This window comes from Tenacibaculum aquimarinum, from assembly GCF_022478115.1.
In the GTDB taxonomy this organism is placed as follows: domain Bacteria; phylum Bacteroidota; class Bacteroidia; order Flavobacteriales; family Flavobacteriaceae; genus Polaribacter; species Polaribacter aquimarinum_A.
In genome coordinates, this window is the sequence record NZ_JAKGSC010000001.1 from 416766 (window position 1) to 431828 (window position 15063).

The 15063-nt window shown below is 31.2% G+C and carries 16 protein-coding genes; 8 read left to right on the forward strand and 8 right to left on the reverse strand.

What is annotated here, in order from left to right:
• Positions 1-6: 6 nt before the first annotated feature.
• From L1S33_RS01985 to L1S33_RS02000, 4 genes are read right to left on the reverse strand one after another with little or no spacing between them, the layout of a single operon-like run.
• Entirely contained in the window at positions 7-654 is a 648-nt protein-coding gene (locus L1S33_RS01985; protein WP_072556135.1) for an NADH:ubiquinone reductase (Na(+)-transporting) subunit D, read from the reverse strand.
• Position 655: 1 nt separating this feature from the next.
• On the reverse strand, positions 656-1402 hold the full coding sequence (locus L1S33_RS01990) for a Na(+)-translocating NADH-quinone reductase subunit C (protein ID WP_240560999.1): 747 nt from the start codon (positions 1400-1402) through the stop codon (positions 656-658).
• A 2-nt stretch (positions 1403-1404) separates the two neighbouring features.
• Complete coding sequence (locus tag L1S33_RS01995) at positions 1405-2610, reverse strand: NADH:ubiquinone reductase (Na(+)-transporting) subunit B (RefSeq protein ID WP_240561000.1); 1206 nt, start codon at positions 2608-2610, stop codon at positions 1405-1407.
• Position 2611: 1 nt separating this feature from the next.
• The gene (locus tag L1S33_RS02000; protein WP_240561002.1) at positions 2612-3958 is read right to left on the reverse strand and encodes a Na(+)-translocating NADH-quinone reductase subunit A; all 1347 of its coding nucleotides are present in this window, start codon (positions 3956-3958) and stop codon (positions 2612-2614) included.
• 162 nt (positions 3959-4120) lie between these two features.
• On the opposite strand from L1S33_RS02000, the gene L1S33_RS02005 reads away from it, so the two are divergent.
• The 3 genes from L1S33_RS02005 (at position 4121) to L1S33_RS02015 (ending at position 6929) form a co-directional block, all read left to right on the forward strand.
• Positions 4121-5338 carry a type IX secretion system plug protein gene (locus tag L1S33_RS02005; protein WP_240561004.1) on the forward strand — a complete coding sequence of 406 codons (1218 nt, stop codon included), beginning with the start codon at positions 4121-4123 and terminating at the stop codon, positions 5336-5338.
• Positions 5339-5412: 74 nt separating this feature from the next.
• Positions 5413-5799, forward strand: a complete 387-nt coding sequence (gene apaG / locus L1S33_RS02010) for a Co2+/Mg2+ efflux protein ApaG (RefSeq protein WP_240551220.1) — start codon at positions 5413-5415, stop codon at positions 5797-5799.
• Positions 5799-6929 (forward strand): DUF3667 domain-containing protein, encoded by a 1131-nt coding sequence (locus L1S33_RS02015; RefSeq protein WP_240561006.1) that lies wholly within the window; start codon positions 5799-5801, stop codon positions 6927-6929. Before apaG ends, L1S33_RS02015 begins: the two co-directional genes overlap by 1 nt.
• Here L1S33_RS02015 and L1S33_RS02020 read toward each other — a convergent pair.
• The gene (locus L1S33_RS02020; protein ID WP_240561007.1) at positions 6922-7629 is read right to left on the reverse strand and encodes an NRDE family protein; all 708 of its coding nucleotides are present in this window, start codon (positions 7627-7629) and stop codon (positions 6922-6924) included. The genes L1S33_RS02015 and L1S33_RS02020 overlap by 8 nt on opposite strands.
• Before the next feature lie 105 nt (positions 7630-7734).
• On the opposite strand from L1S33_RS02020, the gene pruA reads away from it, so the two are divergent.
• From pruA to L1S33_RS02035, 3 genes are all read left to right on the forward strand, one after another.
• Positions 7735-9360, forward strand: coding sequence for an L-glutamate gamma-semialdehyde dehydrogenase (gene pruA, locus L1S33_RS02025; RefSeq protein ID WP_240561008.1), 1626 nt, complete (start codon positions 7735-7737; stop codon positions 9358-9360).
• Between the two features lie 231 nt (positions 9361-9591).
• Complete coding sequence (locus tag L1S33_RS02030; RefSeq protein ID WP_240561010.1) at positions 9592-9855, forward strand: hypothetical protein; 264 nt, start codon at positions 9592-9594, stop codon at positions 9853-9855.
• Positions 9856-9929: 74 nt separating this feature from the next.
• Positions 9930-11162, forward strand: coding sequence for a DEAD/DEAH box helicase (locus tag L1S33_RS02035; protein WP_240561012.1), 1233 nt, complete (start codon positions 9930-9932; stop codon positions 11160-11162).
• Here L1S33_RS02035 and rsmG read toward each other — a convergent pair.
• Positions 11159-11788 (reverse strand): 16S rRNA (guanine(527)-N(7))-methyltransferase RsmG, encoded by a 630-nt coding sequence (gene rsmG, locus L1S33_RS02040; protein ID WP_240561019.1) that lies wholly within the window; start codon positions 11786-11788, stop codon positions 11159-11161. The genes L1S33_RS02035 and rsmG overlap by 4 nt on opposite strands.
• Positions 11789-11907: 119 nt before the next feature.
• Here rsmG and L1S33_RS02045 point away from each other — a divergent pair, with 119 nt between their 5' ends.
• Positions 11908-12999: a fatty acid desaturase family protein gene (locus L1S33_RS02045; RefSeq protein WP_240561021.1), complete on the forward strand. Its 1092-nt coding sequence runs from the start codon at positions 11908-11910 to the stop codon at positions 12997-12999.
• A 15-nt stretch (positions 13000-13014) separates the two neighbouring features.
• Positions 13015-14202 carry a pyridoxal phosphate-dependent aminotransferase gene (locus L1S33_RS02050; protein ID WP_240561023.1) on the forward strand — a complete coding sequence of 396 codons (1188 nt, stop codon included), beginning with the start codon at positions 13015-13017 and terminating at the stop codon, positions 14200-14202.
• Here the strand turns inward: L1S33_RS02050 and L1S33_RS02055 are convergent.
• Together L1S33_RS02055 and L1S33_RS02060 are read right to left on the reverse strand one after the other, a co-directional pair.
• Positions 14199-14414: a hypothetical protein gene (locus L1S33_RS02055; protein WP_240551211.1), complete on the reverse strand. Its 216-nt coding sequence runs from the start codon at positions 14412-14414 to the stop codon at positions 14199-14201. The genes L1S33_RS02050 and L1S33_RS02055 overlap by 4 nt on opposite strands.
• A gap of 165 nt (positions 14415-14579) precedes the next feature.
• Positions 14580-15062, reverse strand: a complete 483-nt coding sequence (locus L1S33_RS02060; protein ID WP_240551209.1) for a retropepsin-like aspartic protease — start codon at positions 15060-15062, stop codon at positions 14580-14582.
• Position 15063 lies beyond the last annotated feature (1 nt).

A 15063-nucleotide genomic window follows, 5' to 3' on the forward strand; every position in this document is an offset into this window, starting at 1 on the left:
TATTTTTTAGTTTTCTTCGATTAATGCTTCGTTTCTACTACGTTGAATCCAAATAATAATTCCAACTACAATTAACGCCATTGGAGCTAATAACATAAATCCGTTATTTTCATAACCTAATGCGTATAATCCTGTTTTTTCAATTGGATCTCCTAAAACTTTAAATCCTAATAACGTACCAGAACCTAATAATTCTCTAAAGAATCCTACCAATATTAAAATTACACCGTAACCAACTGCATTTCCAATTCCGTCTAAGAAAGAACGCCAAGGTCCGTTTGCTAAAGCGAAAGCTTCAAAACGTCCCATAATAATACAGTTTGTAATAATTAGTCCGATAAAAGCACCTAAGGTTTTACTTAAATCATAAGCAACCGCCTTTAATACTAAATCTACTATAATTACTAAAGTAGCAACAACAATAAGTTGCGCAATAATTCTAATTTTTGAAGGAATAATGTTTCTCATTAAAGAGATAACAACGTTTCCTACTCCCATTACAAACAGCACTGAAACTGCCATTACAATAGAAGCTTTTAATTCTGCAGTAATTGCTAATGCAGAACAAATACCTAATACTTGAATAGTAATTGGATTGTTATCTGCAAATGGATCTGTGATTAATGCTGCGTCTTTTTTTGATAAAAGTCCCATATTAATTTGTTTTTAATGTTTTAAAGTAAGGTACATATTTTCTCAACTCAGACTTAATCATTGCTGAAACTCCATCACCAGTAATTGTTGCACCGGCAATTGCATCTACTTCGTTATCTGTTTTATCTATATTCTTTGGATCGTTGTTGGATTTAGAAATTGCAATTCCTTTGAAATTACCATCATTTTTTAAATTTTCTCCAATAAAGTCATCCATAAAGAAACGTAGTTTAATGTTTGCACCTAAACCTGCTGTTTCTCCTTTATGATCAAAATAGGCTCCTTGAATAACCATATTTTCATCCATACCAACATAAGCCCAAACTGCATCCCAAAGACCTTTTCCTCTAATTGGTGCGATGTAAAATGTTTTACCATCTTTTTCTCCAATAAATAAAGGTAACTTTCTTTCTTTCCCTTCTTTTTCTGCTGTTTGTTGCTTTTTAACATCAATTAAATACGCATTTTCATCTTCGGTAGTTTTACCTCCTTGAATAACAATTTGCTTTGTAATGTATTTAGAAAATTCTCCAGCTACTTTATCTTTAGAAACAAAGATTGCGCTAGATTCATCATTTTCATTTACACCCATTGCGTATAAAATGTTTTGTTGTTTTTCTATACGTTTATTTTCATCAATTGTTGGTTTCAACGACGAAGCTAAAAACGCTAATAATGATCCTACTACTATTACCATTCCTGTGGCAAAAAGTAGTGTATATAAATTACTATCTGTTCTCTTACTCATAACTAGGCAGTTTTAACTTTAGCACGTTTTAATCTCTTTTTTACATTTCCTTGAACCACATAATGGTCAATTGTTGGTGCAAATACATTCATTAATAGAATTGCAAGCATTACTCCTTCTGGATATGCTGGATTGAAAACACGAATCATAATAGATATAAAACCAATTAAGAAACCGTAAATCCATTTTCCTTTATTGGTTTGCGATGCTGTTACAGGATCTGTTGCCATATACACTGCTCCAAATGCAAAACCTCCAATTAATAGATGCTTCCAGAAATCTAAACTCATTAATCCATAAAACTTACTTGTTTCACCAATCCAACCCATTTCTACAACTTGGTTGAATACAAAGCCCATTACTAAAGCTCCGATTACTGCTGATAACATTATTCTCCAACTTCCTATTTTAGTGAAAATTAAAAATAATGCTCCAAGTAGTATTAATAAAGTTGATGTTTCACCAACCGAACCTGGAATAAATCCGAAGAACATATCCCAATTAGAAAAGCTTGATTGTGCATTTTGTGCTAAACTACCTAACATAGTTTCACCTGAAATTGCATCTGCTGTTCCTGTTAATTCTCTTGCGTCTGCTACCCAAACTTTATCTCCAGACATCCAAGTTGGATATGCAAAGAATAAGAATGCTCTAATTGTTAAAGCTGGATTTAAGATATTCATTCCTGTTCCTCCAAAAACTTCTTTACCAATAACAACACCAAAGATTACGGCTACTGCCAACATCCAAAGTGGTAAATCGATTGGTACAATTAATGGAACTAGCATTCCTGTAACTAAGTATCCTTCTTCTACTTCGTGACCTTTAATTACAGCAAAAATAAATTCTACTATTAATCCAACTCCATACGATACAATTACTAATGGTAAAATTTTAGCTGCTCCGATAAGTAAATTATCTAAGTTCCAGAAATCTCCACTAAAGAAAGACATTCCTTCAGTAAAACCATTAATTGCTGCGTTGTGTTGGTAACCAGCGTTAAACATACCGAAGATTAAACAAGGTACTAATGCCATAATTACTATGTTCATTGTACGCTTTAAATCATCTGCAGCTTTTATATGAGTTCCGTTATGAGTAGTCTCATTTGGTAAGTATAAAAAGGTATGGATTGCATTAAATGCAGGTGCCATTTTGGTTCCTTTATACTTCTCTTTTAAATTATGTAAATTTTGTTTTAAGCCCATATTATCCTAATTCTTCTCTCATTAAATCTAACCCTTCTCTGATTATTTTTTGGTGAGGTTGTTTTGATACACAAATAAACTCAGTCAATGCAAAATCTTCTGGTGCAACTTCATAAGCACCTAAAGCTTCCATTTCATCTAAATCTTTATACATACAAGCTTTTAAAAGTTGCATTGGATAAATATCTAAAGGAAAAACTTCTTCATAAGACCCTGTAACTACAAATGCTCTATGCTCACCGTTTGTATTGGTGTTTAGATCATATTTTTTCTTTGGAGTTAACCAAGAAAAAGTAAATGCTCTTGAAGTAGAAATCTTATTAAAAATTGGCTTATTCCATCCAAATAGTTCATAATCATTTCCTTCTGGAATTGCAGTAATTTGAGTGTCGTAATATCCTAAGAAATTATCTTGAGAAACTTGCGTTCCACTTAAAACATTTCCACTAATAATACGCTCGTTATCTGTATCTAAATTACCTTTAACAACATCTCCTATATTTGCTCCTGCTAATGCAGTTACATAGTGAGGTTTGTTAAACTTAGAACCTGTTAATGCTACTGTTCTTGTTGCATTGAATTTTCCTGTTAAGAATAATTCACCTATTACAACTAAGTCTTGCGGATTAACAACCCAAACAACTTCTCCTTTATTTATAGGACTTACTTTAGCAATTTGCGTACTAACATTTCCTATTGGATGCGGTCCAGAAACTTGGTGCACTTCAACCCCTTTAGCCGAAGCTAATGGTGAGTTTGAAGAACCTACAGCAACATGTACTCTACCTGTTGTTAACTTTGTTAACGCAGTTAAAGCTGTTTGCAACTCTGCTTCCTTACCTTTTAAAGTATAATCTAAATCTCCTGCTAACGGTGCACTTGCGTACCCTGAAACAAAAATTGCTTTTGGTGCTTGGTTTGGATTTGCAACAACATCATACGGACGTTGTTTAACAAAAGGCCAACAACCAGAAGCAAATAAATGATTTTTAACTTCTTCAGCAGACATTGCGTCTACATTAGCTGTTCCAAAATCTTTATAATCTTGCTTACTATCTGCAGTAATTTTGATGGTTAATACTTTTCTTCTTTCTCCACGTATTATCTCAGAAATTTTACCACTTACCGGACTTGGAAATAAAATACGCTCATCACTTTTATCATAAAAAAGTGCTTCACCTGCTTTTACCTCTGTTCCTTCTTTTGCTAAAATCTTAGGGACAACTCCATGAAAGTCTTCGGGATTTACTGCATAAACACTACCTAAAGAAAGTTTGGTAGTTGTTTGTTCTGCATCACCGACAAGCTTAATATCTAAGCCTTTTTTAATTCGAATGTCTTTTGACATAGTCAAGTTTAACTTTTAGTTATCTTAAAAAACATGCAAATTTACTGATTTTGTCAATTTTTAATAAACATTTGCTTTCTTATCTTTAAACAAAAACTTTATTTATATTCGTTCTAAATAAAACGATTTTAGTTTGGCGTATATTTTGATACATTTGTAAATATGATAAAGAATTGCATCCTTTCTTTTTTTCTATTGATGTTGGGCTTAGCTCAAAGTCAAAATATAAAAACCATTCAACTACGCCCATTAGCTGAAAATCAATTTTCGGCAATTGTTCCTTTAGGTTCTGTTTTAGAATTATCTTTTGATGATTTAGATGCAGATAGTAAAGAATATCAATATAAAATAAAACATATGACTCCAGATTGGGAGCCTAGCAACTTAATCTCTAATCAATATATAAACGGATTTGAACAAAACTACATTTCAAATGTTTCAAATTCATTTAATACGTTACAAAACTACTCTCATTATTCGGTACAAATACCAAATCAAAGTACCCAAATTACCAAAAGCGGTAATTACTTATTATCTGTTTTAGATGAATATGACGAAATACTGTTTACACGTAAATTTGTTCTCTATGAAAATGCCACAACAGTTGGTGTAGCTGTTTACAGAAGTAGAGACACTAAAACAATAAACGAACAACAAACCATACAATTCTCTATAAACTATCCTGGACTTCGAATAAATAATCCATCTCAGGAAATAAGTGTTTCTCTCATACAAAATAATAATTGGAACACGGCAATAAATAATTTACAACCTCAATTTTTACGACAGAATCAACTTTTGTACAAGTACACAAGAGAAACTAATTTTTGGGGCGGAAATGAATATTTACATTTCGACAATAAATACATTAGAAACACAAGTTTAAATATTGCTAAGACGGAGCAAAAAGAAATTTTTCATAATTACCTTTATATAGACGAGCCCAGAGCAGAAAACATTTACACCTATAATCCTGATATAAACGGACAGTTTGTTGTACGAACTTTAGACGGAAAAGATTCAGAAACGGAAGCAGATTACGCAATGTTACATTTTGCCCTGGAAGCTACAGAACCTTATAAAAATAAAGATGTTTACGTATTTGGTGCTTTCAACAATTTTGAACTGAATGCTAAAAACAAAATGACATACAATAAGGAAGGAAAGTTTTATGAAGCTGAAATTCCTTTAAAACAAGGTTTTTACAATTACAGTTATGCAACAATTAATGAAAATGGCGTTGTAAATTTATCTGAAATTGATGGCTCTTTTTATCAAACAGAAAATGAATATACAGTAATTGTTTACTACAAACCTTTTGGAGAAATTTACCACAGAGTAATTGGAGTTGGCACTGGTTTTTTTGATCAAAATAGGTAATACTCTTATCACAACTTTACACATCTTCCAGTTTAAAACTTGCACTACTCAAACAAAACCATTATTTTTATTCGATGGTTACAAAAATAACAAATGGCATTCAAATTTCTGTAAAGACTACTTACGATGGAACAATCCACCGTAATAACATAACCTACCATGCTTTTAGTTATTATATTTCTATTGTAAATAAATCTAAAGACACTGTACAATTAACGGAACGCTTCTGGAATATTTACGACTCTTTAAATGACCCTGAATTTGTTGAAGGAGAAGGTGTAGTTGGACAAACTCCAACATTATTACCAAATGATGAATACACTTACAAATCTAATTGTTATTTACAATCTACCGCAGGTTCAATGAAAGGATTTTATAAAATGATTAACCAAGAAAACAATGATGAGTTTTTAGTAGCAATTCCAACTTTTCAACTAACAACGACACCACAACTTAACTAATGGCTAAAAGTAAAAAGCTCGTAAAAATAAAAGACCCTGAATGTTTAAATTGCGGCTATCCTTTTTCTGGTTATGAAGTTTTTTGCCCAGAATGTGGTCAAAAAAACAAAGGAGTTAAACTTACATTTGGTAGTTTTATTAAAGAGGTATTTAATGGTTTTGTTTCTTGGGACGCAAAATTTTGGAAAACCATTGTTCCTTTAATAATTAAACCCGGTAAAGTTTCTAAAGACTACGTAGAAGGTAAAAGAATGCGATACTCCAACCCGTTTCGTTTTTACATTACCGTTTCCATTATCTTCTTTATTCTACTTGGTTTTTTCAATAATTTTAATGAGTTTAAATACTTAAATAACGGCAATACAAAAAAAGAAACTAGTAAAAAGAAAACGAAAAAAAAATCAGGTGACAAAAAAGAGATAACACAACAAGAAATAGATTCTATAAAAAACGAAGTGAGTGAGTCTTTGGACAAAAACCCGTTTATGCCAGCAGTAGCTAAAAAAGAAATTTTAAAAGCTGTTGAACAAAAAGCTAAAGATACTACAGCTTATTCTTCCGGAGGAAATTCAATTTCTTTTGGTGGAAGCAGTAGAATTGATAAGTTCTTTAAATTTCAAAAAAAACACCCAGAGTTAGAAATAGACGATGCACTAGATAGTCTTAAATACGATAAAGTTTTTCTAAATAGATTTTTATACAAAAGAGCAAGTGTTACAAATTCGTTATTGAATAATAAAGACATAGAAAACACATTAGAAAAGGAAATGATATCTTACGGTTCTATTTCTTTATTTATTTTACTTCCAATATTTGCAATATTTTTAAAACTCTTCTATATCAGAAGAAAGTATACTTATGTAGAACATTTAATATTTGTTTTTCATACACAAACCGTGTTTTTTATACTTTCTCTAATCTATTTATTATTAAACTTCTTCTTTGAAATTGATACTGAGTGGTTATTTATTTTACTCTTTTTAATTTATCTTTTTATGGCAATGAAAAAGTTTTATCAACAAGGAAATTTTAAGACTTTTATAAAGTTTAGTATGATAAACTTTATCTACATGATTTTAGCAACTTTTGGAGTAGTGTTTGCTTTCGCAGCCTCTTTTGCTTTTATGTAATAGTTTCTAGAATAGAATTATCTTGTAAATTATAATACAAAACATTTATCTTTTCTTCGAATACTTTTTTTACTGAAGTAATACTAACAGTTTCTACAAACGGTCGTTTCATTTTTAACGAAGTACCAACAGTTCCTTTTATTTCATCTTGATGAAATTCTAAAATGTTTTCTTGCTGAAAATTGGCTTGCTCTTTTAACCAACCTGCAAACCAATCTTTTCTCATTTGCTTCATTTCTTCAGTATATAAAGTTGAAGAAGACCAAATGTGTGGTTTTTGAGCAAGTTTAATAAAATGTTTTTCAGTTCCGTCCCAAACCAATTCGTAGGTTTCTAGTTGATTATTCCAATCAACCAAAACAATAGTAAATGGTTCAATATCCACAAAATCATAATCAGTTATAAAAGCTACAGCATTATCTGAAGTTAAAATTTCTTTTACAATTATACCTCTACTTAATCTGTAATACTCGTTACGTTCGTGTTTTGTAAATCCGCCATTTAATAAACAAACTAACCTGTTTTTTTCACTTAAACCAATCCAAGTTCCTCCAGCTAATTCATCTTTCGGAAAGATCAATTCCACACCATTTTCATCATATTTTTTAGGCGGAATGGTTTTTCGTATTGGACTTTCGTCTCTATTAGAAGTTAATATAAAATCGTTATTTCCTAAAGGAAGATAGGTAACAGTACACATTTACTTTTCTTGATAAAATTAGCTTCAATTTAGCACAAAATCGTTTGATTAAAAATCGTAACTTTGTAATTCAAATTTAATATAAATTCACAAACAACATACAAAATGGCAAGAGGATTTTTTAACGTTCCAAAAGCAGTAAACGAGCCTGTAAAAGGCTATGCTCCAGGATCTCCAGAAAGAGAAGAATTATTAGCTACTTACAAAACAATGTTTAACAGCAATATTGATGTGCCAATGCATATTAATGGCGAAGAAGTTAGAACAGGAAACACAAAAAATATAACTCCACCACACGATCATAAACATGTTGTAGGACAATATCATACAGCAGACAAGTCTCACGTAGATACTGCAATTTCTACAGCATTAGCTGCAAGAGAAGCTTGGTCTTCTGTTTCTTGGATGGAAAGAGCTTCAATTTTCTTAAAAGCTGCTGAATTATTAGCAGGACCTTATAGAGCAAAAATGAATGCTGCAACAATGATTGCACAATCTAAAAACGTACACCAAGCAGAAATTGATGCCGCTTGTGAAATGATAGATTTCTTCCGTTTTAATGTACAATACATGACGGATATTTTTAAAGATCAACCAGCATCTGCACCAGGAATTTGGAACAGAGTTGAGTACAGACCTTTAGAAGGGTTTGTATATGCAATTTCTCCTTTTAACTTTACATCTATTGCCGCAAACTTACCTGCATCTGCAGCGTTAATGGGTAATGTTGTTGTTTGGAAACCATCTGATCATCAAGCATATTCTGCACAAGTAATTGTAGATTTATTTAAAGAAGCTGGTTTGCCAGATGGAGTTATAAATGTTGTTTACGGAGATCCTGTTATGATTTCTGACACTGTTTTATCGCATGCAGATTTCTCTGGATTACATTTTACAGGTTCTACATTTGTATTTAAAGAATTATGGAAACAAATAGGTAACAACATTCATACTTATAAAACGTACCCAAGAATTGTTGGAGAAACTGGTGGAAAAGATTTTATTTGGGCACACAACTCTGCAAATCCTTTACAAATTGCAACCGCAATTACAAGAGGTGCATTTGAATATCAAGGTCAAAAATGTTCTGCAGCATCACGTGCTTACATTCCAACTTCAATTTGGAGCGATGTAAAGAAACATTTAGTTGCACAAACAAACGAATTAAAAATGGGTTCTCCAGAAGATCCATCTAACTTTGTAAATGCAGTAATACACGAAGGTTCTTTCGATAAAATTGCAAAATATATTGACCTTGCAAAAGGAGACAAAGACGCAGAAGTTATAATTGGAGGTAATTACGATAAATCTGTAGGTTACTTTATTGAGCCAACAGTTATTTTAGCAAAATCGCCAACATTTGCAACCATGACAACTGAATTATTTGGACCTGTTATGACTATCTATTTATACGAAGATGCAGAATGGGAAGCTTCATTAAAATTAGTTGATGAATCTACAGAATACGCATTAACAGGAGCTGTTTTATCTACAGACAGGTACATTGTAGAAAAAGCATCTAAAGCTTTAGAAAACGCTGCAGGAAACTTCTATATTAACGACAAACCAACTGGAGCAGTTGTAGGTCAGCAACCATTTGGAGGCGCAAGAGCATCTGGAACAAATGACAAAGCAGGTTCTGCACAAAACTTATTACGTTGGACATCTGTTCGATTAATTAAAGAAACATTTGTAACACCAACAGACTATAAATATCCTTTTTTAGGGTAATCAGAAATAGTAATTAATAAAGAATCCCGAGCATTTTGCTTGGGATTTTTTTGTTTGAAGCTATTTCCTGCTTTCGCTACTCGCTTTTTTTTCGTACCTCAAAAAAGAGCTCAAACAAACCGCTCAATCAGGGCTAAAATTGTTTGCCGCTAATCTTAGTATTTTACTTCAAATCATTTCTAAATTTATTTCAGTAAATTTGAGTTTTTGAACATAAAAACACTTAATATTTTGAACCAACTTAAGACAATAATCAAGTTAAAGACACTTATTTTATTAAATATTTTCTTTTTTCTGTTTAGTGTTTTTATTTTTAGCAATCTTAGAATTTTAGGAAACATAGCAAGTGCTAGAGATTTAATTCAGTTTTTTTCTGCGGTTTCTGTGGTTCTTTTTATAATAACAATAGTTAAAAAATATAAAATATCATGGATTGTTACAAGTGCAATTCCTGCCATTATCTTTGGAATAGTTGCACTTTCTGAAACCTTATAATATCTATAAATTTAACTATTAAAAATTACATTTCTAATATCTTGTTTTAAGTTACCTTTGCATAAAAAATAAATATGCAGTTTTCTGATTTACCTTTACACGAAACTATCTTAAGAGCAATTGCTCAAGAAAATTACAGAACAGCAACACCTGTTCAAAAAAAGGCAATTCCGTTAGTGTTGGCTAAAAAAGATGTAATTGTTTCTGCACAAACAGGTTCTGGTAAAACTGCTGCATTTGCGTTGCCAATTATTCAAATGTTATTAAACGGGCAAGATTCAGAAAAAAAGAAAAAGAGAATTAAAGCATTAGTTGTAAGCCCAACAAGAGAATTAGCGTTACAAATAGAAGAAAACTTTAAGAATTATAGCAAATTTACGGACTTAAAAACTACAGCCGTTTTTGGTGGTGTTTCTTTAAATCCGCAAAAAGAAGCTTTAAAAGAAGGAGTAGATATTTTAATTGCAACTCCAGGTAGATTAATCGACCTATACATGCAAGAGCAAGTAGATTTACGCTCTCTAAAAATGTTTGTTTTAGATGAAGCCGATTTAATGTTAGATATGGGTTTTATTAACGATGTTAAAAAAATTGAAGGTTATTGCCCAGTTAAAAAACAAACCTTATTGTTTTCTGCAACAATGCCAGAAAAGATTGTAGCACTTGCAAATAGAACTTTAATTAATCCAGAAAAGGTAGAAATTAATCCAGAAAGTACAACGGCAAAAACTATTGGTCAATTATTATATCGTCTACCAAAGAAAAACAAAACCGATTTGTGTTTACACTTACTAAGAAACACCATAAACGGCAAAATTTTAATTTTTAGACGTACTAAATTTGGCGTAGACAAATTAGAACAAACCTTATTAAAAAACGATTATAAAGTTGGAAGTATTCATGGAGATAAATCACAAATATTGCGTAATCAAGCAATTGAAGACTTCAAAAACAAAAAGACACACATTTTAGTAGCAACAGATGTTGCAGCTCGTGGAATTGACATCAGTAAAATTGATGCAGTTTTAAATTTTGATATTCCTAATGTACCTGAAACCTATATTCATAGAATTGGTAGAACAGGACGTGCAGGAAAATCTGGAATTGCTTTTTCATTCTGTAGTCCAGATGAAGATGCATACATTAATCTTATTGAAGAATTATTAGGCAGACCAATAAAACAAGTAGACGATCATCCTTATCCTTTAGTACAACCAAAGAACAAAAAACCAAGCAATACGGTTAGTAAACATAAGAAAAGTAGAAAATCTGCTAATTCTAAAAAGAATAAAAAACGCTGGTATTAAGCTTTAAACTTCATTCCTAAATGCACTACTTTTTTAGTTTCAAAGAAATCTTCTTCAAAGAAATCTGGTAAATTATAAATAGTTGCAGAGGTGTATTTTTCTAGTTCCTCAGTTAAATCGCCACCTTTTAAATACAAAATTCCGTTTTTTAAATCGTGATTTTGTTTTTTAGCAATTTTACCTTTATTCCAACGAACAAAAGTTTCCATTTGTGCAACAGCTCTACTTACAATAAAATCATAGGTGTCTTTAACATCTTCAACTCTACCGTGTGTAGTTTTTACGTTTTCTAAACCTAAACCGGCTACAACTTCGTTTACTACTTTTATTTTTTTACCGATAGAATCTACCAAATGAAACTGTACTTTTGGAAATAAAATTGCTAACGGAATTCCAGGAAAACCACCTCCAGTACCAACATCCATAACTTTTGCACCCGGTTTAAACTGCATTACTTTTGCAATTCCTAAAGAATGTAAAACATGACGTAAGTACAACTCATCAATATCTTTTCTAGAAACAACATTAATTTTTAAGTTCCAATCCTCATATAACTCTTGTAATTTAGAAAACTGCTCAATTTGAGTTGCTGTTAATTCTGTAAAATATTTCTGTATAATTTCCATAAATAAAATAATAAGTTGCAAAAATAGTTATACTTAACAAACAATTAGCAACAAAAACTGACGTTTATCATATAAAGCAACTACAAAAAGCATAAATTTGTAAATTATATACAATACAAATGAAAACAATAAACTTTTCGAGAGTAGATAAAGCTAAATTCTTTAGAACTCTAAACAAAAGAGTAAATACATATTTTAAAGAACATAATATAAAACGAACAGGAAACTGGAAACTATATACAAAAGCAATCTTAATGTTTGCTATTTTCTTGGTTCCATTCATTTTAATTTTAACTATTGATATGTCTCAATGGATTAAATTAGCGTTGACTGTTTTAATGGGAATTGGAATGGCTGGCGTTGGTATGAATGTTATGCACGATGCTAATCACGAGTCTTTTTCTAAAAGAAAATGGGTGAATAAATTAATGGGAAGCAGCATTTATATTTTAGCTGGTAATGTGTATAACTGGAAAGTACAACACAACGTTTTACACCATACATTTACCAACGTAAAAGACCATGATGAAGATATTGATGCAGGAAGAATTATTCGTTTTTCGCAACATTCTAAATGGTTTCCTATTCATAAACTTCAAAAATATTATTCTATATTTTTATATGGTTTATTAACCATAAACTGGGCAATTACAACAGATGTAAAACAAATGCACAGTTATTTAAAACGTAAATTATCTTACGGAAAGTTTCCAAATCCGGCTACAGAATGGACTAAATTAGTAATTTCTAAAATTGTGTATTATGCATTTTGGATTGTCTTACCAATTGCTGTTTTAGATGTTGCTTGGTGGAAAGTTTTAATTGGATTTTTTGTAATGCATTATACTGCAGGAATGATTTTAAGCCTTGTTTTTCAACTAGCACATATTGTTCCAAATACAGAAATGCCACTTCCAGATAAAGACGGAAATTTAGAACACACTTGGGCAGTCCATCAATTATATACAACATCTAACTTTGCGCCTAGTAACTGGTTGGTAAACTTCTATACTGGAGGTTTAAATCATCAAGTTGAACATCATATTTTTCCACACATTTCTCACGTGCATTATGGCAAATTAGCTAAAATTGTAAAAGAAACAGCTAAAGAATTTAACTTGCCTTATAATGAATACAAAACTACAAGAAAAGCAATTGTAGAGCACTTTAAGCATCTTGCTGATTTAGGAAAACAACCACAAACCGCATAAATTATTATTACAAAAATGGCACATCCATTATCTGATCGAATTAACAATTTACCAACTTCTCAAACTTTAGCAATGGCGGCAAAAGCTCGCGAACTAAAAGCAGAAGGAAAAGACATTATTAGCTTAAGTTTAGGAGAACCAGACTTTAATACTCCAGATTTTATTAAAGACGCAGCAATTGAAGCTATTAACCAGGATTACAATTCTTACACACCAGTTGATGGTTATGCTGAATTGAAAGAAGCTATTTGTACAAAATTTAAAAGAGATAACGATTTAGATTATCAACCAAATCAAATTGTAGTTTCTACAGGAGCAAAACAATCTATTGCAAACATTGCACAAGTATTGTTAAATCCAGGAGACGATGTATTATTACCAGCTCCGTATTGGGTAAGTTATTCTGCAATTGCAACTTTATGTGAAGCAAATTTTATAGAAATTCCTTCTTCAATAGAAAGCGATTTTAAAATTACGCCTGCACAATTAGAAGCTGCAATTACGCCAAAAACAAAAATGATTTTCTTCAACTCGCCAAATAACCCGAGTGGAAGTATTTATTCTGAAGCAGAATATAGAGCATTGGCCGAAGTATTAAAAAAGCATCCGCAGATTTATATTTTATCTGATGAAATTTACGAACATATAAATTATGGAGACAAACCTTTCAGTTTTGCTAAAATTGAAGGAATGTTTGATCGTACAATTACTGTAAACGGTTTGGCAAAAGCATTTGCTATGACAGGTTGGAGAATTGGTTATATTGGCGCTCCACAATGGATTGCTAAAGCATGTACAAAAATGCAAGGACAAATTACATCTGGAACAAATTGTATTGCTCAAAGAGCTGCAATTACAGCTGTTTTAGCACCTATTACTAAAATACAATACATGGTAGACGAGTTTAAATCTCGTAGAGATATTGTATTAGATTTACTTGGTAAAATAGACGGACTTAAAATAAATGTTCCGGAAGGAGCTTTTTATGTTTTCCCTGATGTTTCTTCATTCTTTGGAAAAACTATTCGCAATAAGAAAGTAGAAAATGCTACAGATTTTTCTATGTTATTATTAGAAGAAGCAAACGTTGCTACGGTAACTGGAGACGCGTTTGGTGCACCAAACTGTATCCGAATGTCTTATGCCGCTTCTGAGTTACAACTTAGAGAAGCTATAAAAAGAATTAAAGAAGTATTGTCTTAAAAAGAAATTAAGACCAAGACTACAAAAAACAACGACACTTGCAAACTTGTTGCCAAAGAGCAACAAGTTGCTGCGTTGTACTTTTTTATATTGCTTTTAAATCCAGATAAAGATTTTGAACGGATAGAACGTACATTATTACGTATTTCTTGTTTATAACTGGAAGTTAAAATTCCTCTTTCTTCGATTGATGTGTTTGATAAAGTTTTCATACTATTTAGTTTAATTGATTACATCAGTAAGACGACATCAAAAACAAAATGTTACAAGAATATTTCAAGTATACGTTGAAAAACAAGCTATAAATCAATCGATTATCAATAAGAATGGTTTACACAAACCACATAAAAAATATTAAAAAAACTTCAAAATTTTATTTAGAAACTCAATTTCGAATACTTTTTAGATTTCTTTTTCTTCATTTTTTTAAGAAATAACGCTTTTTTATCATAATCAATTAACGCTTTTCCACTTTCTAGAATATCTGCACCAATAATTCCATGAACTTCTTTGGCATTGTGTTGCGTTAAAGCAGTATTTACATGCGTTAAATCGAACAGTACTAAATGGCAACTATCCGTTTTCCATTTTCCAATTTTTAAAGTATTGTTTTCAGATTTTTGAGTTTCCATTCCTGTTGCTCCAGCTCCAGCAGCTTTTATTTCGCTTTCTTCAGAAATTAGGTTGAAATGTTCAATCAAATCTAAACCAACGCAAGAATTAGAAGCGCCAGTATCTAAAATAAAACGTCCTTTTACACCGTTAATTTTTGCTTCTAATTCTAAATGATTAGTAACAATTTTTTTCAGTTTAATTTTAATAAATTTCTTTTTTCGTAAGACTTTTTTCAGACTTTTCATT